A 25,921-nucleotide genomic window follows, 5' to 3' on the forward strand; every position below is an offset into this window, starting at 1 on the left:
TTTCCCCCGCTAGTCAGCCTCGCGTTTGCTGCAAGTGCGAAGGAAATGGACATGCGGACAGTGGCGGTTATCGGCGCGGGCCAGATGGGTTCGGGCATCACCCAGCAGGTGGCCCAGTGCGGCATGAAGGTGCTGCTGTCCGACATCGACGTGGCCCTGGCGGAAAAGGCCAAGGCCAACATCGACAAGGCGCTGACCCGCCTGGTTTCCCGCGAAAAGCTGACCCCGGCCGAAGCCGAGGCGGCCTTGGCGCGCATCACCCCGGTGGGTGACTATGCGATGTTCACCGAAGCCGACCTGATCATCGAGGCCGCGACCGAAAAGGAAGAAATCAAGCGCAAGATCTTCGAAGCAGCCGGCAAGGTGCTGCGCGAGGACGCGATCATGGCGTCGAACACCAGTTCGATCCCGATCACCCGCATGGCGACCAGTTCGCCCGATCCCAAGCGCTTCATCGGCCTGCACTTTTTCAACCCCGTCCCGGTGATGGGCCTGATCGAGGTGATCCCGGGCCTGGCGACCAGCCCCGAGACCGTGGCCCGCACCCGCGCCTTCGCGGAAAGCCTGGGCAAGCAGGTGGTTCAGGCCGAGGACGAGCCGGGCTTCGTGGTCAACCGCATTCTGCTGCCGATGATCAACGAGGCCGTGTTCGTGCTGGGCCAGGGCACTGCCAGCATCGCCGATATCGACAAGGGCTGCCGCCTCGGCCTCAACCATCCGATGGGGCCGCTGGAACTGGCGGATTTCGTCGGGCTCGACACCTGCCTCGACATCGTCAAGGTGCTTTACAACACCACTGGCGACAGCAAGTACCGTCCTGCCCCGCGGCTCATCTCGCCCTTCAAGACATTGAGCAATTGCGGCAATTCATCGATCGAGGTCTTGCGCAGAAAGCGGCCAATCCGCGTCACACGATCGTCATCGCGGCGAGTGGATTGCGCCCCGGCGGAATCGGCGGAGGCCTGACGCATCGAACGGAACTTGTAGATCGAGAAGAACTGGTTGTTGCGGCCGACCCGGCGCTGCAGGAACAGTGCCGGTCCGCCATCTTCGAGGTGGATCAACGCCGCAATGACCAGCAGGGGGATACATAGTACCAGCAAGGCCGGAATGGTGATCACCAGGTCCAGTCCGCGCTTCAGCGCCCGGCTGCGCAGGCCCAGCGGCCCGGAGGCGACCACAACCGTGCCAACACCTTCGGCGCGGCTGGCCCCCAGAATGCCAAGCTCGTTAACTTCACTATCGACGATTTCACCGCGCATCTGCCCGCCCTTGAGGACCATCGCCCAGGCCCAGCGGCGCTCTGGCGGACAGGACACGATCACCCGGTCCATGTTGCGAATGACGGTCGCGAAGCGGTCCAGTCCGTGGGGATCGTCAAGCCGCGGGGAAATTCCAGCCGATGCGGCATTGATCCGCAGGCAATCCGGCAGGTCGACCGCCGGTCCGCCATCGTCGATTACCAGGAGGTTGATCGCACGCGGGCCGACGCTGCGCAGGATATGGATGCTGACATTCAACCGGAGCCAGATCAGCAGGAACGAGGCGGCGACAAAGCCGCTGCCAAACCCGAAACGCGAGACAAACAGGCTGGATCGCGCCAAGAACAGCACCACGATCAGCAGGATTACCGCCAGCCCCATGGCCAGCAAGGCACGCTGCAGGCCCAGTGATGGCGAAACCAGCGACCCCACCGAATAGGTCTGGTTCAACAGGGCGATGGTCCAGAACAGCGGCAGCAACAATTGCGCCACGTCCCACACGGCAGGATCGAATGGACTGCCCAGATACAGATAGCTGACCAGCGCGAAGCCGAGCAGCAGCGCGGCCCCATCGCCCAGCAACTGGAGCATATACAGGCGCAACCTGCGCCGTTCGAGCGATGGCGCGAGCGCAAGCTGTCGGCTTGCAATTTCAGGCTGTACCGAAGTGGCCATATCCCCCGCGCCAAACGTATCCAGACGCGACCCCGGTGCAATCACCTAACAACAAAGCGCTTAAGTAGAAATGGTTAATTGCGTTTCATTGCGGCACGGGTGATTTCGGACAAGCCTTGGGCCAGCAGCAGTTCGGCCTGCTGGCTGTTGCCCAGCAAGGCGCGGTGCAAGGCGACCAGGCGGTCGACCAGGCGGGCCAGGCGCGGCCCGCGCCAGCGCCGCAACTGGTCGTGCAGGTCGCGCTTGTCCTTCCAGAAGATCCGGCGCGCAGCCGATTCGCTTTCGATCAGGGCGTTAATGTCGCCGCGCGGACCGACCTTGGCCGCCAGCATCGCCAGTTGCGCGGCGCGGCGCTCGATCGCCAGCAGCACGCCCACCGGGTTCAGCCCCAGTTCGCGCATGCGGCGCAGTTCCTGCGGCAGCTTGCCCGCCTCGCCGCTCAGCACGGCGTTGACGATCGGGGAAAGTCCGTCCTCCTCGGTCCGCGCCCCGATTGCATCGAGCGCGGCAGCTTCGGCCGTGCGCGGCGCCTGGGGACTGGCATCGAGATAGAGCGCAAGCTTGTTCACCTCGGACTGTGCCAGGCGAAGGTCGAACGAAACGCCCCGCGCAATCCGGTCGGCCAGATCGCCGGTCAGCCGCACCCCGGCGGCATCGGCCATGCTCCGCACCATGTCGCTCATTTGCCGCAAGTCAGGCGGATAGAACATCGCCACCACGGCGTCGGGCCGATTGGCGAGCAGCTTAGCGGTGCGCGACTTGTCGGTCGCGCCGCTGGCGACGATCAGCACCGGGCAGGCCTCGGCCTCGCCGCCAAGCAGGATCTCGACCGCGTCATGCGCCTCGTCGCCCTGCGCGCGAACATAGATGTGGCGCTTGTCCCCGAACAGCGAGGTCGAGCGCGCTTCATCCCCCAGCCGCACCGGATCGCGGCGCAGGTCGCCCCCCGACAGTTCGACCCGTTCCCCCGCATCGGGCAGGAGGGCAAGGATCTGCTGCGCCGCGTCAGCCGCGCCGGCCTCGTCAGGCCCGCAGAAGAAAAACACGCCGGCCTCGCGCGCAAAGCGCTGCGCCTGGCCGCGGAAATCCTTCTGGGTGGCCTTCACTGCGCCTTGGCCGGGGCGGCACGCAGTTGCAGCGCCACGCGGGTAACGATCCGGTCCGCCACTTCGCGCGACAGGTTTTCCAGCGCGGTGCGTTCGGCCGCGATGGTGGCGTATTCGGAGCTGACCACGTCGATCCCGGCATCGGACCCGGCGGTGGCATCGAGCACGATTGACCCGCTGGCCAGATCGACCAGCTGATAGCGCGCGCGCAGCGTGCGCCGTTCGCGCCCGATGGTATCGTCCGACAGCAGGCCCAACCCTTCGAGCTTGTCATCCAGCCGCACGTCGAGCCGGTAGCGCGCCGCGCCGCCGTGCCCGCCAGCGCCCAGCCGGTCGACCAGCGCGTTGCGGACCAGCCAGCCGGCCTTGCCCTCGATCGCCGGTACTTCGACCGCGCCCAGCCCCTGCGCCACGGCGCCATTGCCGCCGCCGGCATACATCGGCTGAAGCCCGCAGGCCGCGAGCGCGAAGGGCAGCAGCAGGGTGCCGAGCCGCTTCATGCCACCAGGTTGACCAGCCGGTCGGGCACCACGATCACCTTCTTCACTGCCTTGCCATCCAGCGCACGCTGGACCTTCTCGCTGGCCAGTGCAAGCGCCTCAAGCTCCTCGCGGGGCAGACCCTTGGGCACGGTCACGGTGTCGCGCAGCTTGCCCAGCACCTGGATCGCCACGGTCACCTCGTCCTCGACCAGCAGCGCGGGATCGACCGGGGGCCAGGCCGCATCGGCCACCAGCCCCTCGCCGCCGATCACGGCCCAGGCTTCCTCGGCCAGGTGCGGCATCATCGGCGCGGCCAGCAAGAGCAGGGTGCGGATCGCGGCAGAACGGCTAGCCGAAGGCGCGGCCTTGTCGATCACGCCGGTCAATTCATAGATCCGCGCCACCGCCTTGTTGAAGCCCAGCGCGGCAATGTCCTCGCCGATGGCGTGGACGGTCTGGTCGCGCTTGCGGTCGAGCGCCTTGTCCTCGCCGGTCGCGGCGGGATCGTATTGCCCGAACAAGCGCCACAGCCGCTGGACGAAGCGGGCGCAGCCCTCGATGCCGGCCTCGGACCAGGGCAGGTCACGTTCCGGCGGGCTGTCGGACAGCATGAACCAGCGCACCGCGTCGGCACCGTAAGTCGCGATGATGTCGTCCGGATCGACGACATTCTTCTTCGACTTCGACATCTTGATGACGCGGCCCACTTCGACCGGCTGACCATCGGCCTTGAGCGTGGCCGCATCGGCTCCGCGCTCGATCTCGGCCGGGCTGAAGTAAATCGGCTGGCCGTTGCCGGGGTCGACCCGCGAATAGGTTTCGTGCGTCACCATGCCCTGCGTGAACAGGCTGGCGAACGGCTCCTTCACGTCGATCAGGCCGATGTGCGCCAGGGCGCGGGTCCAGAACCGGGCGTAGAGCAAGTGCAGGATCGCATGTTCGATCCCGCCGATGTACTGCTCGACCGGCAGCCACTTCTTGACCACTTCGGGATCGAACGGCCGGTCGCCCGGCTGGCTGGCGAAGCGCAGGAAATACCACGAACTGTCGACGAAAGTGTCGAGCGTGTCGGTTTCGCGCACCGCGGGCTTGCCGCACTTGGGGCAATCGACGTGCTTCCAGGTGGGGTGGCGCAGCAGCGGATTGCCCGGCGTGTCGAAGCTGACATCCTCGGGCAGGGTCACGGGCAGCTGGTCCTTGGGAACCGGCACCACGCCGCAGGCATCGCAGTGGATGAAGGGGATCGGCGTGCCCCAGTACCGCTGGCGCGACACGCCCCAATCGCGCAGGCGGAACTGGGTTTCGGCCTGGCCCCAGCCATCGTGCTGCGCCTTGGCAATGATCGCGGCCTTGGCGTCCTCGACGCTCATCCCGTCAAGCCATTCGGAATTCACGATGCGGCCCGGGCCGGTATAGGCCTCGTCGCCGACGAACACCGGGTCGGTCTCGTCGCCATCGGCGACCACGCGGGTGACCGGCAATTCATACTTGCGGGCAAAATCGAGGTCGCGCTGGTCATGCGCCGGGCAGCCGAACACCGCACCGGTGCCATAGTCCATCAGCACGAAGTTGGCGACATAGACCGGCAAATGCCAGCTTTTCTTGAGCGGGTGCTCAACCGAATAGCCGGTGTTGAAGCCCTTCTTTTCCGCCGTTTCCAGTTCAGCCGCGGTAGTGCCGCCCTGCTTGCATTCGGCGATGAAGGCCTGCAGCTCGGGCAGATTTTCAGCCATGGCCTGGGCAAAGGGATGGTCCGCCGCGATGGCGACGAAGCTGGCGCCGAACATCGTATCGGGCCGGGTGGTGAACACCTCGATCCCGTCCTCGCTATCGACGAAGCGGAACTTCGCGCGCAGGCCCTGGCTCTTGCCAATCCAGTTTTCCTGCATCAGGCGAACCTTTTCGGGCCAGTTCTTCAGCTCGCCCAAACCCGCCAGCAGCTCGTCTGCGAACTGGGTAATCTTGAGGAACCACTGGTTCAGCTTGCGCTTTTCGACCAGCGCGCCGCTGCGCCAGCCGCGCCCGTCGATCACCTGTTCATTGGCCAGGACCGTCATGTCGACAGGATCCCAGTTGACCGCCGATTCCTTGCGATAAACCAGCCCGGCTGCGTAGAGGTCGAGGAACAGCGCCTGCTCCTGGCCGTAATAGTCCGGCTCGCAAGTCGCGATCTCGCGGCTCCAGTCGAGCGCGAAGCCGAGGCGCTTCAGCTGCGCCTTCATGTTGGCGATATTGTCGCGGGTCCAGCCGCCGGGGTGAACGCCCTTTTCCATCGCCGCGTTTTCCGCCGGCATGCCAAAGGCGTCCCAGCCCATCGGGTGCAGCACTTCATAGCCCTGCATCCGCTTGGCGCGGGCCAGCACGTCGCCCATGGTATAGTTGCGGACGTGGCCGATGTGGATGCGCCCGGACGGATACGGGAACATCTCAAGCACGTAGCTGCGCGGGCGGGCCGAATTGTCATCGGCCTTGAAGCTTTCGCGGGCGTCCCATTCGCGCTGCCAGCGCGGATCGGCGCTGGACGGATCGAAGCGTTCACTAGTCATGAGCGCCCCTCTAACGGGTCAGGCGCGCTTGTCGAGACTGCCGTTGGACGGCAGCCCCTTACTTGATCGCGCTGTTACGCAGGTCGCGGGCCTTGGTCAGGATCACGTCTTCCAGCTTCTGCACGGTCGCTGCCTGGACCGGGGCGTCCTGCCACACGCCGTTCTGCGACACCTGGCGGCTGGCGGCGACTCGCAGGGCATCGGCGCGCAGATCCTGGTCGAGGATGGTGACGGTCACCTTCATGCGTTCGCCGGGATTGTTCGGGTTGGCATACCAGTCGGTCACGATCACGCCCCCGTTCGAATCGGTCTGCAGCAGCGGCATGAAGCTGAGCGCTTCGAGGCTGGCGCGCCACAGGTAGCTGTTCACCCCGATGGTGGTGACGCGCGATGCGGCAAGCTGCGCCTTCGACGCCTTCTTCCCGCCGCCGCAGCTGACCAGCGCCAGGGCGGCCATGGCCACCAGGCCGGCCCGGCCCAGCGTGCGGAAATTCGGGGTGCGCTTGGTCATGCTGGCAGTCATCGCTTCAATCCGGATCCCTTTGGTTCGGCAGCCTCTATAGCCGAGGCGGGCCGCGCGGCAAGTGCGCACGGGCCTGCCGTCCACTAGCACGTCCACGCCGTGAATGCCTGCTGAACGGCCGTTAAGCTGCTATTCAACGGCTCCGCTGCACTTTGCGCTTGGATTCGCGCGGCAAACGCGGGACAATCGGGGCACAATGGACGGCATGCAGACAACCGGGCGGAACAGGCGGCGCGGCGGCGGAACGCCGGCGATGCTGCTGGCCTGCGCGGTCGGCCTGCTCGCCCTGCCCAGCGCGGTGCTGGCACTGGCCAACCGGATCGATCCGCGCCCGCTGGATCGCGGCGTGGCCAGCGAACGCAGCAGCTTCCAGCCCGCCATGGTCGATCCGCGGCTGGCCCGGTCGATCACCGTTCGCGCGCTGTCCAAGGGGCAGTTGTTCCGCTTTACCCCGGCGGCTTCGCCCAACCGGCTCGACCGGTCGGTCACCGTGGCCGTCCGCTTCGACCAGAACCACCCGATCGTGGTGCGCGGGCCGATGCAGGGCGGGGATGGCAGCGGCCTCCGCATCGCGCCCACTGCCTACAGCCTGGGCGCTGCGCGCGGCTATCAAAGCTTCGCGCAAAGCGGCGTTACGGAGATCCGCAAGGTCGACATGCCCGATCTGGCCAGTTTCCAGCCGTCGCGCGGCGCGGCCGACGATCCGTCGCGCTTCGCCCCCCGCATCGCGCTTGACGAACGGCAGAAAGCCGGGCGTTCGCCCCGCACGTTCGAACAGAACGACCAGATGGTCGACCTGGGCGGGTCCTATCGCCTGACCCGCAATATCAACGTCACTGCTGGCGTGCGGGTGACCTCGGACCGCGACCGCCTGAAGCCGCTCAGCGAAAGCCGGCAGGACAACCAGGCCGTCTACCTCGGCACCCAGTTCAAGTTCTGAACCGGGCCGATCGCCCCCGCATTTACGTATGCAAGCCGCTTGCCGCCCCGGGCGGCGCTGCATAAGCTCGCCTTTCCGGATTCCGGCTCCAGGGAAAGGGCGATCATGGCAAGAGTGGCTATCGTTACCGGCGGCACCCGCGGCATTGGCGAGGCAATTTGCAGGCGGCTGCAGAAGCAGGGTCACATCGTGATCGCCAACTTTGCCGGGAACGAGGAAAAGGCCCGCGCCTTTACCCAGGATACCGGCATTCCCGCGATCCGCTGGGACGTGGGCGACCACGAGGCTTGCATCCACAATTGCAACGACATCGCCGCCGAATTCGGCCCGATCGACATTGTCATCAACAACGCCGGGGTGACCCGCGACGGGGTGCTGCACAAGATGAGCTTCGATGACTGGAACGAAGTCATGCGGATCAACCTGGGCGGCTGCTTCAACATGGCCAAGGCAACCTTCCCCGGCATGCGCGAGCGCGGCTGGGGGCGGATCGTCAACATCGGCTCGATCAACGGCCAGGCCGGGCAGTACGGCCAGGTCAACTATGCCGCCGCGAAGAGCGGAATCCACGGCTTTACCAAGGCTTTGGCCCAGGAAGGGGCGAAGTTCGGGGTGACGGTCAACGCGATCGCGCCGGGCTATATCGATACCGACATGGTCGCCGCCGTTCCGGCCCCTGTGCTGGAAAAGATTGTGGCCAAGATCCCGGTCGGCCGGCTGGGCCACGCCGAGGAAATCGCCCGTGGGGTCGCCTTCCTGACCAGCGAGAACGGCGGCTTCATGACAGGCTCGACGATGAGCATCAACGGCGGCCAGCACATGTATTGAGGCGCTGCACCGGCCCCTGCGCACCAGCAGGTTGAGCCGGGGTTGAACGGCGCAAAGGCCGTGCAGAAGGAGGCCAAGGCACGGCAGAGCCGGTTTGCCTTTCTGCATGACCGGGCCCATGCCCGCAAATCATTGCGGGCATCCCCAAATTCCGCCTACTCTCGCGGTTATGACCACTCCGTTCCACCCGCCGGTCAAGCGCTCGGTCGAGATCGCCGGGCACAAGACCTCGATCAGCCTGGAACCGCTGTTCTGGGAACTGCTCAAGCAGGCTGCCCACGCCGAGGGGCTGCCGATCAACGCGCTGGTCGCCCGGATCGATGCGGAGCGGATCCGCGCGCCGGTCCCGCCGGGGCTGGCCGGCGCGGTGCGGGTCTGGCTGGTCGGCTGGCTGGCGGCCCGGCTGGTCTAACCCGCTGCCGCAACCTTGCGCAGGCGGGCGACGGCGTGTCATAGCCTGCCGCGATGGCCCTGACCCGAGAACGCGAGATTGCCTTTGGCCGACGCCACATCCACGAGTTGGATGGTATCCGGGGACTGCTAGCCTTTGGCGTGGTGCTGCTTCATTTCGGCATCAACGGATTGATCCAGCGGTTGACCGGATGGCCGGGCATGACGCTGTCGCTGGCGGTCGACGTTTTCTTCCTGCTGAGCGGCTATGTCCTCGCGCTGTCCTATGATGGCGATCCGCGCCGCTTCGCGATCAAGCGGATCTGGCGGCTGGCCCCGGTCTATTTCCTAACCCTGACGCTGGTGATCCTGATTGGCGCGGATCGCCAGGTCAGCGCGGCCGAACTGATCATGGCCCCGCCCCTGTTCGGGCTGGAACCGGCCAACTTTCCGGCCTGGTCGATCACCTGGGAATTCTACCTGCCGATTGCCGGGGTCCTGCTGCTGCGGCTGTGGCAGCCGCCCTGGCGCGTGGTGCTGGTGCTGGCAATGGCGCTGCATTGCCTGGCCGCCAGCCGGGTGCCGCTGGGCGACGTGCTGGGCGGGGTCCGGGCCGCTGCCGGACTGCTGACGGGGGCATGCCTGACCCGGCTGCGCCCCCTGCCCCTGCCCACCTGGCCGCTGGTCGGGGGGCTACTGCTGATCATGTTGCTGGCCGAACAATGGCACTGGTTCGCCGCATTGGTCCCGCCGCTGACGGCGATCACGATCCTGGCCGGTGCTGCCCGCGAGGGCCTGTTTTCCGCGCGTCCGTTCCAGTTTGCGGGGGCAATTTCCTACACCGCCTACATGGTCCATGCCCCGGTGCTGTTTGCCATGGGCGACCGGGCGCAGGGCAGCGTAGTGTGGAAGGTGGCGGGCCTCGCGATCACCGTGGTGGCCGCCTGGGCGATGACGCGCTGGGTGGAAATTCCGACCCTGCAACTGTGCCGCCGCTTGCTCGGCAAGTCCCCCGACCGCGCAGCCCCGCCCGTCAGTTAACCGTGACCCGGTAAGTCACGGCAAAGGAGGTTCCGGTCGGCAGGCTGGAGCGGATCACGCTGATGGTTCCGGCCGAATAGCCGACCCCCACCGGGTCGCTTTCATCGGTGCCGGTGGCGTTGTCGTCCTCGGCGGTTGCGGCGCTGGCGCAGTCGGCGCCGCTAAGCAGGCTGCCCGGCACGTAGCTGAGCATCGCGGGCAAGCTATCGGTGGCGATCACCGTGCTGGCGCTGGCGGTGCCGGAATTGCCGATCGTCACGCAATAGCGCAGCGTGGCGCCGGGAATGGCCTTCCAGTTGGTGCTTTCCACCCCGTTCGCCACCACGGTCATGGTCTTGGCCACGCTGATCACGGCAGCATCGACCATGAAGCTGGCATCATCGATGTTCCACCAGTTGGCCATGACCAGCGCATTGGGCTGGCCGCTGCGATGGACCAGCCCGTTGTAGGCGGCCCCCAGCGTGCTGGTGCTGCCCCCGCGCGCCTGGACCCGCACGGTCCACGGCCCGGAACTGCCCGCGTTCAGCGGGATCGTATAAGTCGGATTGGCGCTGTCCGAGCCGTTGTTGGTCCACACCGCGTCGTTGGCGGTCACGTCGCCGTGGGTGCCATCGTTGAACAGCTTGATCCCGCTGGCCACCGTGGTGCCCGCCGCGTTGACGATTTCGGCGGTCACGGGATTGGTCGCGGCGGTCGGCTTGGCATCGACCAGGGCGCGCAGCACCAGCGTCTGGCCAGGCGGCTGCGATCCCGCCGGGCTGGTCGCCGCCACGCCAAAGCCCTGTGCCACACCCAGCGTGCCGGTCACCACCGACCATTCGATATCGTCGATGTGGAACCAGGTGCGATAGGACAGCACGTGATCGGTGCCGATCGCCAGGGTCACCGTCTGCCCGGCAAAGGCGGCCAGCGAATAGGTCCGGCTCCACCAGCGTTCGGAGCGCGGGCTGACCGTCATCCCGTTCATGTGGGTGCCGGTCGCAGTTGTGTCATAACCGTTGTACTGGCCGTAACCCGCCGCCGTGTCCAAAACGAAGTCGGACCCGATGTTGGGCGAATTGGGATAGGTGGTGTAGAGCCCCAGGCTGTTGCCCACCAGCACGGTTTCCGTGCCGCCCGCCGGGGTCAGGGTGATGTGCAGGTTGTCGAACCCTTCGGAATCCCAGCCTTCATTGCGCCAGTTGAGCACCAGGTTGCCGGGATTGCTGGCCGGCACGGTAAAGGTGCGGGTCAGCATGGTCGCGTTCAGCCCGGCGGTTACCTCGTTGTTGCTGCGCGAACCGAGCAGATAGGAATAGCTGCCGGTGCGGGGCGAACCATCGGTGGTATAGGGGTTGTTGAGCGGTCCGCCATCGGATGTCACGCTGACGCTTTCGCCGGGCCGGACCTGCAGATCGTAATTGGCATCCAGCCGGGCCGCGCTGGCCCAGCCGGCGGGCAATTGCGTGCCGGCAGTGCTGTGTTCGAAGTTGCCGTTGATCGGGGTCTGCGGGTTAGCCGCCTTGGTGCCATTGGCGGTGACGTCGAAGTAGACCTGGTAGGTCTGCGCGCCGCCATCCTCGATAATCCAGCGCACTTCGCCGCGGCTGGCATTGCTGTCGCTGGCCCCGGCATAAATGCTGTCGTTATATTCCTGAATGGTCGCCAGCGTGCCGCCGGGGCGCACCACCCGGATCGAATTGGGATCGAGTGTGCCGGAAATGCCCAGCTGGGTCATCAGCGCGGCAAAGTCGATATCGACCTTGGCCGTGGAATTGACCGTGGAGGCGGCCGGCAGGGTCACCGGCACACGGAAATGCCAGTCCGATCCACTGCCCACGCCATCAGGATCCCACCATCCCGGCGCACTGCGCTGGGCCGCCCCGGCGCGGTCCAGCACCAGGGTCAGCATTCCCGCCGCGCACAGCACGGCGACCACAAGGCGCAGCAAGCGAACCACGCCGGTGGCATAATATGGTTAATCAGACCAAGGGGTTAGGAGCAGGTCCAGGACATTCCCCTAGGCGGCGTGGACAAAGTCGATGCCTGCTGTTCGGCCCCTGCCGCTGCCGCAACTGCCTCAACTACCCCGTCACCCCGGGCTTGACCCGGGGTCCAGCTTCCTTTCCTGCCCCCACGAAGAATAGCTGGCCCCCGGGTCAAGCCCGGGGTGACGGCACGGGAGGGGGAAGCGTCGGGCGCAAGTGCCAGTCCGCCGCCGCAAACTCCAGGTCGCAATTCGTCCACGCGGCGCAGGCGCGGGCCGATCAATCCCCGCCGACGCGTTCGATCTGCGCGCCGACCAGCGCCAGCTTCTCCTCAAGCCGCTCATAGCCGCGATCGAGGTGATAGAGACGGTGGACCTGAGTTTCCCCTTCGGCGGCCAGTCCCGCGATCACCAGGCTCATCGAGGCGCGCAGGTCGGTGGCCATCACTTCGGCGCCGTGCAGCTTCTTCACCCCGTGGACCACGGCGGTGCGGCCCTTGGTTTCGATATGCGCACCCATGCGGTTGAGCTCGGGCACGTGCATGTAGCGGTTCTCGAAGATCGTCTCGGTCAGCACCGAACTGCCTTCGGCCAGGCACAGCATGGCCATCAGTTGCGCCTGCATGTCGGTGGCAAAGCCCGGATAGGGCGCGGTCGACAGCGTCACCGCCTTGAGCGGGCCTTGCGCCGCGACATAGAGCCCGCCAGGGCGCGGCTCGACGAACACATTGGCATCGCGCAGCGCTTGCACGGTCGCGTCCATTTCCTCGACCACGGCGTGCTTCAGGAACACCTCGCCCCCGGTGATCGCGGCGGCGCAGGCATAGGAGCCCGCCTCGATCCGGTCGCTCATCACCCGGTAGGTCGCGCCGTGCAGGCGCGGGACGCCGTGGATCGTCAGGTCGCTGGTGCCGATCCCCTCGATCTCGGCGCCCATCGCCACCAGCAGGTTGCACAGGTCGACGATTTCGGGTTCGCGCGCGGCATTGTGCAGCACGGTCTTGCCGGTGCACAGCACGGCGGCCATCAGCGCGTTCTCGGTCGCGCCGACCGAGACCACCGGGAAGGCATAGCGCCCGCCGGGCAGGCCGCCATCGGGCGCAATCGCCTTGACGTAACCGGCGGCCAGTTCGATCGTCGCACCCATCGCTTCCAGCACTTTCAGGTGCAGGTCGATCGGGCGGTTGCCGATCGCGCAGCCGCCGGGCAGCGACACGGTCGCCTCGCCCATACGGGCCAGCATCGGCCCCAGCACCAGGATCGACGCGCGCATCTTGCGCACCAGTTCATAGGGCGCGACGCTGCTGGTGATGCGGGTCGCCTCCAGCGTCATCACCCGGCCGAAATCCTCGGGCCGGCTGCCGGCGATGCTGGTCGATACGCCGAACTGGTTCATCAGGTGCTGGAACCCGTCGATATCCGCCAGGCGCGGCAGGTTGCGCAGCGTCAGCGGCTCGTCGGTCAAAAGCGCGCAGGGCAGCAGGGTGAGCGCCGCGTTCTTGGCGCCGGAAATCGGGATGGTGCCGGACAGCTTGTGGCCGCCCTGGATGATGATCTTGTCCATGTCCTCGATTTAGACGGATTTGTGCAAGCGGCAAGCGCTGTGCATCCCTATGCACAGACAGGTTGCAACCGGACCCATCACACGGTTTAACTACGCTGTAATCTGAACAAGGTAACCGCCCGAGCATGACCGACACCGCACCCCGCAAGCCGATCCGCAAGGCCGTGTTCCCCGTCGCTGGCATGGGCACCCGCTTTCTGCCCGCGACCAAGGCGATCCCCAAGGAAATGCTGCCGGTGATCGACCGTCCGCTGATCCAGTACGCGGTGGACGAGGCGCGCGAGGCCGGGATCGACCAGCTGATCTTCGTTACCGGGCGCGGCAAGACCGCGATCGTCGAGCATTTCGACCATGCATTCGAGCTGGAAACGACGATGAAGGACCGGGCCAAGTCGCTCGAAATCCTCGAACCAACCCGGATCCAGCCGGGCAACCTGGTGGCCGTGCGCCAGCAGGTGCCGCTGGGGCTGGGCCACGCGATCTGGTGCGCCCGCGCGATCGTGGGGGACGAACCCTTCGCGATCTTCCTGCCGGACGAGCTGATGATCGCCAACAAGGGCTCGACCGGCTGCATGAAGCAGATGGTCGAAGCCTATAACGAGGTCGGCGGCAACCTGATCTCGGTGCTGGAAGTGCCGGAGGAGGACGTGTCTTCCTATGGCGTGATCGCACCGGGCGAACGCCGCGGCGCGCTGACCGAAGTGACCGGGCTGGTCGAAAAGCCGAAGCGCGAGGACGCCCCGTCGAACCTGATCATCTCGGGCCGCTATATCCTCCAGCCCGAAGTGATGCGGGTGCTGGAAGGTCAGGAAAAGGGCGCGGGCGGCGAAATCCAGCTGACCGACGCGATGGCGCAGATGATCGGCAGTCAGCCGTTTCACGCCGTGACCTTTGCCGGCAAGCGCTATGACTGCGGCAGCAAGACCGGCATGGTCGAGGCGACCCTGGCCCTGGCGCTCGGGCGCGAGGACATGGCCGACGAGGTGCGCGCCATCGCCAGGCGGCTGCTGGAGGCAAGCTGACCCCTTGCCCCGCGGCATCTCCCCTCTAAGGTAGCCAAAACGACTGCCGGAGAGGAACAGATGGCTGCGCTCGAATATGCCGTCAGCGAACACATCGCGACGATCACGCTCAACCGTCCGGAACGGATGAACACCATCTCGCGCGAGATGCTGGACGAGCTGTGCGTGGTGCTGACCCGCGCCAACGAGGATGCGGACGTGCGGGTGATCGTGCTGACCGGCACGGGCCGCGCGTTCTGCGCCGGGCTGGACCTGAACGAGGCGGCCAGCGGCGAAGGGATCGGCACCGGCGGCAGCTTTGCCGCCACGCTGGACCTGCGCAACACCCCGCCGACCGTGCTGCACGCGATCGACAAGCCGGTGATCTGCGCGCTCAACGGGTCGGCTGCCGGCTATGGCATGGACCTCGCGCTGGGCTGCGACATCCGCATCATGGCGCAGGAGGCGAAGCTCGCCGCCGCCTTCGTCAAGCGCGGGGTGGTGCCCGAAAGCGGCGGCACCTGGTTCCTCCCCCGGATGATCGGCTGGGCCAAGGCGAGCGAGATCATCTTCACCGGCCGCACCCTGACGGCCGCCGAATGCCTGGCCGAAGGGCTGGCCAACACGGTGGTCCCCGCCGAACAGGTGCAGGCCGAAGCGCGCCGCATGGCCGCCGAGATCGCCGCCAACGCGCCGCTTGCCGTCACTTCGGCCAAGCGGATGATGCGCATGGGGCTGGAGGAAACCTTCCCGACCCACGTCCAGCACGTCTACCTGCAACTGCTGCCGCTGTTCGCCAGCCAGGATTTCCAGGAAGGGATCAAGAGCTTCCTGGAAAAGCGCCCGGCCCAATTCACCGGGCGCTAGGGCGCCCTCCCCTGCCCCCGTATTCGCGCCTAGCCGCGCGCCATGCCGGGCTTAACCCTGTCCTGCTAGTTCCCCGCCCCAGGCAACCGTGCGTCGCCCATCCGTGCCGACGCCGCATCCGGGGGAACGAATTCCATGGCCACCAAGCCTCGCAGCACGATCAAGCGCCGCTTGACGCTCAGCCTGTTCGCGCTGGCCGGGGTCGGCGCAATGCAATGCGTCGTCGGCATCTACCTGCAATATTCGCTGAGCTGGAACGCCCAGGAACAGCGCGCCATCGCCGAAGCCCAGGTCGCGCAGATGGAAAGCGACATGATGCACGACGCGATCCGCAGCGACATGCTCGAACTCGCCTCGGTTCACGCCGCCGGCGACCTTACCCGCGCGGCCAAGCTCGAGCAGGACCTCGCCGGCCATCAGGCCCGGCTTGACCAGTCGATCGGCGAAGTCGCCGCCAAGCCGCTGGGCGAAGCCCTGAACGATCCGATCAAGCAGACCCGCACCGGCGCGGCGGCCTATCGCAGCGCCGCGAGCGAGGGGATGCGCGCGCTGCGCGCCGGCCGGCCCGGCGAAGCGGCGCTGGCCCCGTTCAACCGCCAGTTCGAAGCGTTCGAGGCCACCCAGGAAAGCCTCGGCGCTGCGCTCAAGACCGCGCTCCAGGCCAAGGTCGATGCGGCCGAGGCCAACCTTGCCTTCGCCACCGCGCTGCAATTGTTCAGCGCCCTGATCGAGGTGGTCTCGGTGATCGCGGCGGTCTTGTTCGTCAACCGGTCGGTGGTCAATCCGATCCGCGGCACGGCCGCATCGCTGCGCCGAATGGCCCAGGGCGACCTGTCCGAACGGCTCGACTCCAGCGGCGCGAGCGAGGAAATCGCCGAAATGATCGAGGCCGCCGCCGTGTTCCAGCAGACGGGCCTGGCCAAGGAAGCGGCCGAACGCGAACAGCAGGCCGCCGTCGCCACGCTGACCGCCGCGCTGGGCCGGCTGGCCGAACAGGACCTTGAATGGCGCGTGCGCGGCCCGCTGCCGGGCGGCTATGACGAGCTGCGGACCAATTACAACCGCGCGGTCGAATCGCTGGCCGAAGCGATGCGCCAGGTCCGGCTGGGGGCCGATACCGTGACCCACGGCATCGCCGATATCCGCGCCGCGTCCGACGATCTGGCCCAGCGCAACGAAACCCAGGCCGCCGCGGTTGACGAAGCCCACCGCGAAGCCGAAGCCGGCAGCCAGGTGGTGCGCCGCGCCACCACCGCCATGGCCGAAATCGAACGCTCGACCGGAGAAATCACCAAGATCATCGAGCTGATCGACGCGATCGCCTTCCAGACCAACCTGCTCGCGCTCAACGCCGGGGTCGAAGCGGCCCGCGCCGGGGATGCCGGCAAGGGCTTTGCCGTGGTCGCCACCGAAGTGCGCGCGCTGGCCCAGCGCACCGCCGATGCGGCGGCCAGCGTCAAGAGCCTGATCACCACCAGCACCGATCACGTCGCCGGCGGGGTCAAGCTGGTCAGCGAAACCGGCGAGCTGTTCAACCAGCTGGCCGGCAAGATCGGCGCCATGACCGGGATGATCCAGCAGAACGCCGCCATGGCCGAGGAAACCACCGCCGCCACCCACAGCCTGGCGAGCGAAAGCGGCCAACTCATCAGCCTGGTCTCGCGCTTCCACGTCGAAACCGGCGCACCGGGCCGCCTGACGCCGCTCAGCCCGCCAGCCAGCCCCGCCGAAACACTCCGCGCGCTGCCCCGGGTGCAAGGCAACCTCGCGCTGAAGCCCGATGCCGAGGCGCAGGACTGGTCCGAGTTCTAGCGGGCCTGAGCCTACCTACCCCCTCGTCACCCCGGGCTTGACCCGGGGTCCAGTTTCCTTCCCGCCGCAGCAAGGAATAGCTGGACCCCGGGTCAAGCCCGGGGTGACGGGAATAGGGAGGACGATGTGCGCGTATCCGGTTCTGCTATTCCAGACCTCGCAGTACAACCTGGCTTTCCGGACACGCCAACATTGCGGTCGTTCCCAACTTTGGCGTAGGCATTGCCTAATGCGCTTTATCCATACTGGCAGCTGCCATTGTGGCAGGTTGTCCGTCCATTTTGAGACGGGCAACGAACCCACCGTCTGTATTCCTCGCGCCTGCCAATGCAGTTTTTGCCAGAAGCATGCAGCCGCTTATCTGTCTGACCCTCAGGGCAAAATTGTCATAGCAACGAGTAGCTTGTCTATCGACACCTATAAGATGGGGCTGGGAATCACAGATTTTCACGTGTGTCACAACTGCGGCGTCTTACTGGCTGCGACTTGGGCGGATAGCGATGGCAGTGTGTTTGCCGTGGTGAATGTCAGAGTGCTTGACCAAGCCGCCGCGTTCACATCCGAACCTTTGAAAGCAAACTTCGATGGGGAGGAAGTATCAGAGAGGGAAACGCGACGTCGAAGGGCATGGACGCCAGCGTCAATCATCATGACCGACCGCTAACCGCAACTTCGCAGCCAGCACGGCCCTTCTGAACTCGACACCACAGCAGACGGTCCCAGCGAACCGCCCCGCCCCAATCCTGCCGCCACACACTCACCCCGTCACCCCGGGCTTGACCCGGGGTCCAGCTTCCTTCCCGCCGCCTAGGCCGCGATGCGCAGTGGCAGGGTCTTGAGGCCGCCGACGAAAGTGCTTTTCGCGCGGCGCGGTTCGCCCGCCAGTTCGACGCTGCCGATCCGGTCGAGCAGGGCTTCGAACAGCAGCCGCATTTCCAGCCGCGCGAGGTGCAGCCCCAGGCACTGATGCGCGCCCGCGCCGAAGGCGAGGTGGCGGGTCTGGTCGCGGGTCACGTCGAACTTGCGCGGATTGTCGAACTGCGCCGGATCGTGGTTGGCGGCGACATAGTTGATCATCAGCCAGTCGCCCTTGGCCACTTTCACGCCGGAAATCTCGACGTCCTCGGCCGCCATGCGCATGAAGTGCTGCACCGGGGTGGTCCAGCGGATCGCTTCCTCGACGATGTTCGGCAGCAGGCTGCGGTCGGCCTTGACCCTGGCGAACTGGTCGGGATCGCGGGCCAGCGCCAGCATCGCCCCGGCGGTGGAAGCGCTGGTCGTATCGTGCCCGGCGCTGGCGGTGATGATGTAGTAGCCCGCCAGATCGCGCGGGGACAGCGGCGCGCCATCGACCACCGCATTGGCCAGGATCGTGGCGACGTCACCCGTCGGATTGGCGCGGCGCTGCGCCGCCAGCTGTTCGAAATAGGCTTCGAAATCGGCCACCGCGCCGAACACGATCTGGGTGATCTGTTCGGGCGTCAGATCGGCCATGCCCGACTTGTTGAGCTCCTCGTCCTGCCCGCCGAACATCTGCTGGGTCAGGAACAGCATCCGCGCCTCGTCCTCCTCGGGCACGCCAAGGATCTGCATCACGACATGCAGCGGATAGGGCGCGGCGACTTCCTTCACGAAGTCGACGTCGGTGCCGGCCGCGACCAGACGGTCGGCGGTGCGCGCGGCGAGCGCGCGGATGTCGGCCTCGATGCTGCGCAGGTTCTTGGGCATGAACCAGTCCTGCGTCAGGCGCCGCAGCTTGGGGTGCTTGGGCGCATCGAGCGCGACCAGCGAGTTGACCAGGTTGGGGCTTTCATCGCCCTGCTGGGCGGTGATGTGCCGGGCGAACTGTTCGCCCTGGCGGTTGGTGAACACCACCGGACGCGGCGCGTTGAGGAAGGTCGCGTTGTCCTTCGAAATGCGCATCACATCGTCATAGCGGGTGATCAGCCAGAACGGCTCGTGATCGTCGTCGGGCGATTCGATCCGCAGCACCGGCGTTTCGGCGCGGACCTGGTCGAACAGGTCGAGCAGCGGATCCCAGTCCGCATAGCTTTGCGGATCGATCACGGCCTTCGCCACCGCGGGCGAAGCGACAGGTGCGTTCATCAATGGCTCTCCCGGGTATGCTTGTTCTGGTGGTCAGGCGGGGGCGTCAGCCCCCGGCCTGGGCCTGTTCGTAGGCGGCCTTGTATTCATCGCGCAGCAGCCGCTTGTAGAGCTTGCCGGTCGCCTCACGCGGGAGCTGTTCGCGAAAGTCGATCTGGCGCGGCATCTTCACCCGGCTGAGCTGCGGGGCAAGGTAAGCGTGCAGTTCCTCAGCCAGCGCCGGTCCGGCATCGGCCATGTCGAGCGGCTGGACCACCGCCACCACGCGTTCGCCCATGTCGGGATCGGGGGCGCCGATCACCGCCGCGTCGGCCACCTTGGGGTGCAGCACCAGCAGGTTCTCGATCTCCTGCGGGTAGATGTTCACCCCGCCCGAAATGATCATGAAGCTCTTTCGGTCGGTCAGGAAGACATAGCCGTCCTCGTCCTGGATGCCGACATCGCCCAGGCTGGTCCAGCCGTGCTTGTTGCGGCTTTCGGCGGTCTTGACCGGGTCGTTGTGGTATTCGAACGGCTTGGCGGTCAGGTCGGTCGGCTCGAAGAAGATCTGCCCTTCGGTGCCGCGCGGCACTTCATCGCCGTTCTCGTCGCAGACGCGAACAATCCCGGTCAGCGCGCGGCCGACCGAGCCGGGGCGCTGCAGCCATTCAGGGCTGGAAATGAAAGTGAAGCCGTTGCCTTCGGTCCCGGCGTAGTATTCGAACAGGACCGGGCCCCACCAGTCGATCATCGCGTGCTTGACCGGCACCGGGCACGGCGCGGCGGCGTGGATCGCGCACTTCAGGGTCGAAGTGTCGTATTTCTTGCGCACATCCTCGTCCAGCTTGAGCATGCGGACGAAATGGGTCGGCACCCACTGGCTGTCGGTCACCTGGTAACGCTCGATCGCGGCGAGCGCGTCTTCGGGATCGAACTTTTCCATCACCACCACGGTGCCGCCAACCTTGTGCACGGTCATCGACCAGCGCAGCGGCGCGGCGTGATAGAGCGGCGCGGGCGAAAGGTAGACCGCGTCTTCCTTGATCCCGAAAGCCATGCGGGCAAGGTCCGCCAGCGAATTGTTCTGCGCGATCGACGGATCGTCGGGCAGCGGGATCTTGACCCCCTTGGGCCGGCCGGTGGTGCCGGACGAATAGAGCATGTCCACCCCGGCGCGTTCATCGGCAATCGGGGTGGTGGGCATGGCATCAAGCGCGGCATCGGCGCTATCCGCGCCGTCCGTGCCAAAGCGCAGCTGCGGTACGCCGGGCGCCAGGCCCGCGACTTCGTCCATCACCGGGGCCAGGTAGGCCGAGGTGAACAGCAGCTTGGCGCCGCTGTCTTCGAGGATATAGGCCACTTCCGGCGCGGTCAGGCGGCTGGAAATGCAGACATAGTGCAGGCCCGCGCGCTGCGCGCCCCAGGCCAGCGCGAAATAGGCCGGGTGGTTTTCCATGCAGATCGCCACCGTATCGCCCACGCCGATGCCCTTGGCACGAAACAGCTGGGCGACCTGGTTGGAACGGGCGTCAAGTTCACCAAAGGTGATGACCTGGCCGCTGCCGGCCATGATGATCGCGGGCTTGGCGGGATTGGCCTGGGCGTGGACTGAAGGATGCATCGCAGAATCACTCTCCATGGGCGGCTGTTCCACCGCTTTGCGAATGGTTTAACCGATCGGTTAAGTGATGCAATGGGGAAGGCGGCCTGCCGCGCGGAAATGCGTGCCGAGCGCCAGCCTTCGTCACGCGATTGCCCCGCCGCAACAGAAAAGGGCGACGGTTACCCGTCGCCCTTTTCCCAGCATCCTCTCCGAAGCTGAAGCCCCGCTCCGGGACTTCCGCCCGGATGCGCGGAAGAAAACCTGTCTTACTTCGAACCGCCCAGCTGCACGCCTTCGGCGGCTTCGCGGGCCAGTTCGCCCTGCATGTAGGGAACCGGGCTGACCGCGGTGCCGGCGATCCGCACTTCATAGTGCAGGTGCGGCCCGGTCGAGCGGCCGGTCGAACCGACGTAACCGATCACGTCACCCTTGCGCACGGCCTGGCCGGCGGCTACGTTGAGGCGCGACATGTGACCATAGCGGGTCTGGATGTTGCCGCCGTGTTCCAGGCTGACGAACAGGCCATAGCTGGAGAACCAGTCGGCCTTGCTGACCACGCCATCGGCAGTGGCGCGGATCGGGGTGCCGGTGGGCTGCGCCAGATCGATTCCCTTGTGCGCGCGGCGGCCGCCGAGCACCGGGTGCCAGCGCAGGCCGAAGCTGCTGGTCAGCGCGGCGCCATCGACCGGATTGATCGAGGGGATCGCGACCTTGCTGGGCATGGTGATGGTGGTCGCGGCCGGGGCCAGCGGGGTGGTGATCAGGCCGGCGACCGGCGACTTGGCCGTGGTCATCACCGGGGTGATCATCGCGCCGTTGCGGCTATCGAGCGACTTCCAGCTGGCGAACAGGCGGCGGAATTCTTCATCGCTGCCCTGGGTCGCCTTGGCGGCGCGGGCTTCGCGCAGCGGGGCGGTGATGTCCGCATTGGCAGACGCGCTGTTGGCCAGGGCAAGATTGGGGAAAGCCAGGCTGGCGGCGGCAACGGCAAGGCCGGCGACCGAACGGAACTTGGCAAAAAGCGCGATAGCGACCACAAAAAACCCTTGTCTCAGCGTCCCGGACCGGGCGGACCGGAACGTGCGAACCCTAACTTTTGAGATGGTCGGACCCCCCGCCGTCTCGTTGAGCGTGGTTTGCCGGGGGCGGGATCAATGCGCAACCCCGGTATAGAATTCGCGCGGTAAACCGGCTTCACCGCGCGCCGAGTCGTTGAACGGTGGCTTAACCGCCCCTCTGAAGTGCCGCGTAACTAGCGATTTCCACAGGGATTCCGCGGATTCGCCGCGTGCGGCGCAAACTGCGGTGAAATGCGTTGAACCGAATCGAACATGGCGAATTTCATCGTCAAGGATTCGTTCCAGGATGCGCGCGCCGGTCTCGTCGCCGCTCGCCCGGACGCGCTCCAGCGTCATCGGCGTCACGTCCAGCCCGCGCGCTTCCAGCACCATCGGCACCACTGCCAGGCGGGCGGCAACATCGTGGCTGGTCTCGCGCGCGGCGTCCCACAGACCGCTGTGCGCCGGCAGCGCGCCGTAGTGGCTGCCGAGCGTGCGCAGCCGCCGCGCAAGCAGCGCGAAATGCATCGCCTCGTCCGCCGCGACCGCGAGGAAATCGGTGACGAACTGCGGCCCCATCTGCGCCCCGAAGCGCCCCGCCATGTCAAGCGCGAGGTCAATCGCAACGAATTCGATATGCGCCAGCGCGTGCCACAGCGCGATCCGCCCGCGCTGCGACCCGCCCTTGCCGCGCTTGGGCATCCGGTTGGGCGGCAGCAACTCGGGCGCGGCCGGGCGCGCCGGCTCGTCCGGCATGGCGCAATCGAAGACGAAGGCCAGCTTTCCGGCGGCCCAGTCGCGCGCGACTTGCCGTGCTGCAAAGGCCTTGGCCGTGGGATCGGCAGTCAGCAGCGCGGCGCGGATTGCCGCGGAAACCGAAGTCACAGCGCCTGCGCCGCCTCCAGCACTTCGGCGGCGTGGCCCTTGACCTTCACCTTGTCCCAGACTCGCGCGATCGTGCCGTCCGGGCCGACCAGCAGCGTGGTGCGGACCATGCCCATGTAGGTGCGGCCGTAGTTCTGCTTTTCGGTCCAGATCCCCAGCGCGTCGGACAGGCCGCCTGTTTCCGCGTCAGTCGCGAGCGGCGCCTTGAGGCCGTGCTTGGCGGCGAATTTCTGGTGGCGCGCCGGGCTGTCCTTGCTGATCCCGAGCAGCGCGGTGCCGGCCGCTGCGAAATCATCCGCCAGGGCCGAAAAATCAAGGTTTTCCGTTGTGCAGCCGGGGGTGTCATCCTTGGGATAGAAGAACAGCACCAGCTTGCGCCCGGCGAAATCGGACGGCTTCACCGCGCTGCCATCGGGCGCGGTCAGGGCGATGTCGGGCAGCTTGTCACCCACGGATGCGGACTTGCTCATGGCCTCAGATCTCCAGTGTTTCGCCAAAGGTTGCCGCCCAGGCCCGCGCCACGGCGGCGCGCGATTCGGCGAGGGCAGCGCTCAGCGCCTGCCAATCGCCGCATTGGCAGGCCTTGGCAAGCACCGCACGGGCCGCGGGCGGCGGCTCCTGCGCATCGGGGGCGAGCAGCCGCGCGGCGATCAGGAACCGGCCCAGCATGCCGTGGGCGGCCGGCACGTCGCCGGGCAGCAGCCCCGCCTCGGCCAGTTGCGCCACCGCCGCGCCCATCGAGGGGCTTAGGCCCCGGTGATCGCGCAGTTGCAGGTAGTGGGTGATGAATTCGATATCGACCAGCCCGCCGCGCGCCAGCTTCACATCGAGCGCGCCCTTGGCCGGCTTGTGCCGGGCCATTGTGCTGCGCATCTCGTGCACGTCGGCGCGCAGTTTTTCCGCATCGCGCGGCATGGTCAGCACCTGCCGGACGATCCCTTCGAGCTGCTCCCGGCCTGCTTCCGGCCCGTAGAGCACCCGGCTGCGGGCCAGCGCCATGTGTTCCCAGGTCCACGCGCTTTCGCGCTGGTAGCGCTCGAAACTGTCGAGGCTGACCGCGATCGGCCCCTGCTCGCCAGACGGGCGCAGGCGGGTATCGACTTCATAGAGCGCGCCTTCGGCCGTGGGGACCGAGAGCGCCGCGATCACCCGCTGGGCCAGCCGGTTGAAATAGAGCGTCGCGCCCAGCGGCCGCGCCCCGTCGCTGTCCGCCGCGTGATCGCCGGTGAACAGGAACACCAGGTCGAGGTCCGAGGCATGGGTCAGCACCCCGCCGCCAAGCCGGCCATAGCCCATTACCACCAGTTCACCGCCCGGCACCTTGCCATGGGCGCGTTCGAATTCGGCGGTGGCGGCGCGGGCCAGCACATCGAGCGCGGCTTCGGCCACGCGGCTCAGCGCCTGGCCGATCTCCATCGGATCGCGCGCCCCTTCGATCAGCTGGACCCCCAGGGCAAAGCGCCGCTCGCTGACCTTGCGCCGGACGTGATCGAGCATGTGCTGGTAATCGCCGTCCACCTCGCCCGAGGCGAATTCGGCGGCCAGTTCGGTGACGCTACCCGGCAGGTCGAAGGCGGAGGCATCAATCAGAGGATCGAGCAGGTCCGCACGCCGCGCCAGGGCATCGGCCAGCGGCGGGGCCAGGCTGAGGATCCGCGCCAGCAGTTCGAGCAGCGCCGGGCGCGCTTCGAGCAGGCGGAACAGGTTGACCGCGCTCGGCAGGTTGGCGAGCAGCTGTTCCCAGCGCAGCAGCGCCCGGTCCGGTTCGGGCGATTTGGCCAGCGCGGTCAGCAGCGGCAGCTGGATCGCGTCATAGGCGGCGCGTGCCGCCTCGCTGCGCAGCGCGCGCAGCTTGCCATCGCGCCAGCCGGCGATCCGCTGCGACAGGTCGGCCGGATCGGCAAAACCCAGCCGCGCCAGTTCCGCTTCCAGCGCCTCGCCCCATTGCGGAGCGACGGCGACCACGCTGTCCCCATCCCCGGCATGCTGGGCAATCAGCCGGTCATAGCGCAGTCCGACCGCCTCGGTGATCGCTTCCAGTTCGGCCACCAGCGCCGCGCCATCAGGCAGCCCATCGAGCCGCGCGACGTTGTCGAGCGCTTGCGCGTCATCCGGCAGCGAATGGGTCTGCTGATCGGCCACCATCTGCAGGCGGTGTTCGACCTGGCGCAGCCGGTCATAGCTGTCGCCCAGCAGCACGGCGTCGGCTGGATCGATCAGCCCCGCTTCGGCCAGCGCATCGAGGCTGGCGCGGGTGCCGCGCAGGCGGATCGAGGGGTGCCGCCCGCCATGGATCAGCTGGTGGGTCTGGGCGAAGAATTCGACCTCGCGGATACCGCCGCGCCCCTGTTTCAGGTTGAAGCCAGGGCCGGGCCGGGCCGGGCCGGAATGGTTGGCGCGAATCCGCTGGGTCAGCCGCCCGATCTCCGTAATCGCGCCGAAATCCAGGCTTTTGCGCCACACGAAGGGGCGGATCCAGGCAAGGAACTGTTCCCCCGCCGCGACATCGCCGGCACAGGCGCGGGCGCGGATGAAGGCCGCGCGCTCCCACGCCAGGGCCGAGCTTTCGTAATGGCTCAGCGCCGCGTCGATCGGGATCGCCAGCGGGCTGACCTCGCTGGCCGGGCGCAACCGCAGGTCGACGCGAAAGACATAGCCGTCCTCGGTCTTGTGGCTCATCAACTCCATCAGCGTGCGGGCGACGCGCTGTGCCGCCTCGCCCGGCTCGTCGCGTTCGCGGCGGGGCAGGGTCTGCGGATCGTAAAGCAGGATCGGGTCGATGTCGGACGAATAGTTCAGTTCCTGCGCGCCGTGCTTGCCCAGCGCCAGGGCCAGGAAGCCCTGGCTGGGCGCATCGGGCACGCGGCGATGGATCGCCTCGGCAATCGCGGCATCCAGCGCGCGGTCGGCAAAGGCGGACAGTTCGCCCGTGACAATCAGCAGCGGGAACGCGCCCGCCAGGTCGCCCACGGCGAGCGCGACGGCCAGCGCCAGCTTTTCGCGCCGCAGCGCGCGGCCGACATCGCCCGCGTCCGCCCCGGCGGCCTTGGCCCAGGCCAGCGCGCCCGCCCCGTCACCCGCGCTCAGCAGCGCTTCCAACGCGGGCAGCTTGTCCAGCCCATGGGCGAGGAACGGCGCGTGCGCCCGCGCGCGTTCGATTGCTGCGGTCCAGTCGTAACTCATGCCCGGTCGTAACTCATGCCATACCTGCCCTGCCTGTCCGTGGTCGGCCAATCAAGTCATTCGTCGATTGCCGCCCTTGATAGGCCTGCCGCGCTCTGCCAAGC

Annotated in this window: 20 protein-coding genes and 1 pseudogene; 8 read left to right on the top strand and 13 right to left on the bottom strand. The window is 66.9% G+C overall.

From position 1 onward, the window contains the following. Positions 1-51 precede the first annotated feature (51 nt). Positions 52-966 carry a 3-hydroxyacyl-CoA dehydrogenase family protein gene (locus ACE3N9_RS10780; RefSeq protein WP_374283821.1) on the top strand — a complete coding sequence of 305 codons (915 nt, stop codon included), beginning with the start codon at positions 52-54 and terminating at the stop codon, positions 964-966. On the opposite strand, the pseudogene ACE3N9_RS10785 reads toward ACE3N9_RS10780, so the two are convergent. From ACE3N9_RS10785 to ACE3N9_RS10805, 5 genes and pseudogenes are all read right to left on the bottom strand, one after another. Continuing rightward, a pseudogene (locus ACE3N9_RS10785) lies at positions 888-1,937 on the bottom strand (sugar transferase); the annotation flags it as partial. The gene ACE3N9_RS10780 and the pseudogene ACE3N9_RS10785 overlap by 79 nt on opposite strands. A 74-nt stretch (positions 1,938-2,011) precedes the next feature. After that, positions 2,012-3,043, bottom strand: coding sequence for a DNA polymerase III subunit delta (gene holA / locus ACE3N9_RS10790; RefSeq protein ID WP_374283706.1), 1,032 nt, complete (start codon positions 3,041-3,043; stop codon positions 2,012-2,014). After that, complete coding sequence (gene lptE / locus ACE3N9_RS10795; protein WP_374283708.1) at positions 3,040-3,543, bottom strand: LPS assembly lipoprotein LptE; 504 nt, start codon at positions 3,541-3,543, stop codon at positions 3,040-3,042. Before lptE ends, holA begins: the two co-directional genes overlap by 4 nt. Next, on the bottom strand, positions 3,540-6,071 hold the full coding sequence (leuS, locus tag ACE3N9_RS10800; RefSeq protein WP_374283710.1) for a leucine--tRNA ligase: 2,532 nt from the start codon (positions 6,069-6,071) through the stop codon (positions 3,540-3,542). Before leuS ends, lptE begins: the two co-directional genes overlap by 4 nt. A gap of 58 nt (positions 6,072-6,129) precedes the next feature. Beyond that, entirely contained in the window at positions 6,130-6,582 is a 453-nt protein-coding gene (locus ACE3N9_RS10805; protein ID WP_374283712.1) for a DUF3576 domain-containing protein, read from the bottom strand. Positions 6,583-6,847: 265 nt separating this feature from the next. Here ACE3N9_RS10805 and ACE3N9_RS10810 point away from each other — a divergent pair, with 265 nt between their 5' ends. The 4 genes from ACE3N9_RS10810 to ACE3N9_RS10825 all read left to right on the top strand — a co-directional run bounded on the left by ACE3N9_RS10810 (position 6,848) and on the right by ACE3N9_RS10825 (position 9,793). Continuing rightward, a complete protein-coding gene (locus ACE3N9_RS10810) occupies positions 6,848-7,534 on the top strand; it encodes a hypothetical protein (protein WP_374283714.1) in 687 nt (228 codons plus the stop codon). A 105-nt stretch (positions 7,535-7,639) separates the two neighbouring features. Then, a complete protein-coding gene (gene phbB / locus ACE3N9_RS10815; protein ID WP_374283716.1) occupies positions 7,640-8,362 on the top strand; it encodes an acetoacetyl-CoA reductase in 723 nt (240 codons plus the stop codon). Between the two features lie 169 nt (positions 8,363-8,531). Further along, the gene (locus ACE3N9_RS10820; RefSeq protein WP_374283718.1) at positions 8,532-8,774 is read left to right on the top strand and encodes a ribbon-helix-helix domain-containing protein; all 243 of its coding nucleotides are present in this window, start codon (positions 8,532-8,534) and stop codon (positions 8,772-8,774) included. 53 nt (positions 8,775-8,827) lie between these two features. Next, the gene (locus tag ACE3N9_RS10825) at positions 8,828-9,793 is read left to right on the top strand and encodes an acyltransferase family protein (protein WP_374283720.1); all 966 of its coding nucleotides are present in this window, start codon (positions 8,828-8,830) and stop codon (positions 9,791-9,793) included. On the opposite strand, the gene ACE3N9_RS10830 is transcribed toward ACE3N9_RS10825, so the two are convergent. Next, complete coding sequence (locus tag ACE3N9_RS10830; protein ID WP_374283722.1) at positions 9,786-11,732, bottom strand: hypothetical protein; 1,947 nt, start codon at positions 11,730-11,732, stop codon at positions 9,786-9,788. The genes ACE3N9_RS10825 and ACE3N9_RS10830 overlap by 8 nt on opposite strands. Before the next feature lie 307 nt (positions 11,733-12,039). Beyond that, positions 12,040-13,323 carry a UDP-N-acetylglucosamine 1-carboxyvinyltransferase gene (murA, locus tag ACE3N9_RS10835; RefSeq protein WP_374283725.1) on the bottom strand — a complete coding sequence of 428 codons (1,284 nt, stop codon included), beginning with the start codon at positions 13,321-13,323 and terminating at the stop codon, positions 12,040-12,042. 125 nt (positions 13,324-13,448) lie between these two features. Here murA and galU point away from each other — a divergent pair, with 125 nt between their 5' ends. The 3 genes from galU to ACE3N9_RS10850 all read left to right on the top strand — a co-directional run bounded on the left by galU (position 13,449) and on the right by ACE3N9_RS10850 (position 17,003). Further along, on the top strand, positions 13,449-14,345 hold the full coding sequence (galU, locus tag ACE3N9_RS10840) for a UTP--glucose-1-phosphate uridylyltransferase GalU (protein ID WP_374283727.1): 897 nt from the start codon (positions 13,449-13,451) through the stop codon (positions 14,343-14,345). A gap of 60 nt (positions 14,346-14,405) precedes the next feature. Further along, positions 14,406-15,191 (top strand): enoyl-CoA hydratase/isomerase family protein, encoded by a 786-nt coding sequence (locus tag ACE3N9_RS10845; RefSeq protein WP_374283728.1) that lies wholly within the window; start codon positions 14,406-14,408, stop codon positions 15,189-15,191. A gap of 135 nt (positions 15,192-15,326) precedes the next feature. Further along, complete coding sequence (locus ACE3N9_RS10850; protein ID WP_374283729.1) at positions 15,327-17,003, top strand: methyl-accepting chemotaxis protein; 1,677 nt, start codon at positions 15,327-15,329, stop codon at positions 17,001-17,003. 807 nt (positions 17,004-17,810) lie between these two features. Here ACE3N9_RS10850 and ACE3N9_RS10855 read toward each other — a convergent pair. The 6 genes from ACE3N9_RS10855 to ACE3N9_RS10880 form a co-directional block, all read right to left on the bottom strand. Next, positions 17,811-19,109, bottom strand: coding sequence for a cytochrome P450 (locus tag ACE3N9_RS10855; RefSeq protein ID WP_374283730.1), 1,299 nt, complete (start codon positions 19,107-19,109; stop codon positions 17,811-17,813). A gap of 46 nt (positions 19,110-19,155) precedes the next feature. Continuing rightward, positions 19,156-20,709, bottom strand: a complete 1,554-nt coding sequence (locus ACE3N9_RS10860) for an acyl-CoA synthetase (RefSeq protein WP_374283823.1) — start codon at positions 20,707-20,709, stop codon at positions 19,156-19,158. 248 nt (positions 20,710-20,957) lie between these two features. Further along, entirely contained in the window at positions 20,958-21,728 is a 771-nt protein-coding gene (locus ACE3N9_RS10865) for a M23 family metallopeptidase (protein WP_374283731.1), read from the bottom strand. 114 nt (positions 21,729-21,842) lie between these two features. Then, positions 21,843-22,634 carry a ferritin-like domain-containing protein gene (locus tag ACE3N9_RS10870; RefSeq protein ID WP_374283732.1) on the bottom strand — a complete coding sequence of 264 codons (792 nt, stop codon included), beginning with the start codon at positions 22,632-22,634 and terminating at the stop codon, positions 21,843-21,845. Further along, positions 22,631-23,104 (bottom strand): peroxiredoxin, encoded by a 474-nt coding sequence (locus tag ACE3N9_RS10875; RefSeq protein ID WP_374283733.1) that lies wholly within the window; start codon positions 23,102-23,104, stop codon positions 22,631-22,633. Before ACE3N9_RS10875 ends, ACE3N9_RS10870 begins: the two co-directional genes overlap by 4 nt. Before the next feature lie 4 nt (positions 23,105-23,108). Beyond that, the gene (locus ACE3N9_RS10880; protein WP_374283734.1) at positions 23,109-25,817 is read right to left on the bottom strand and encodes a bifunctional [glutamine synthetase] adenylyltransferase/[glutamine synthetase]-adenylyl-L-tyrosine phosphorylase; all 2,709 of its coding nucleotides are present in this window, start codon (positions 25,815-25,817) and stop codon (positions 23,109-23,111) included. Positions 25,818-25,921 lie beyond the last annotated feature (104 nt).

Origin of the sequence: Novosphingobium sp., from assembly GCF_041905565.1 — a bacterium.
Taxonomy (GTDB): Bacteria; Pseudomonadota; Alphaproteobacteria; order Sphingomonadales; family Sphingomonadaceae; genus Novosphingobium.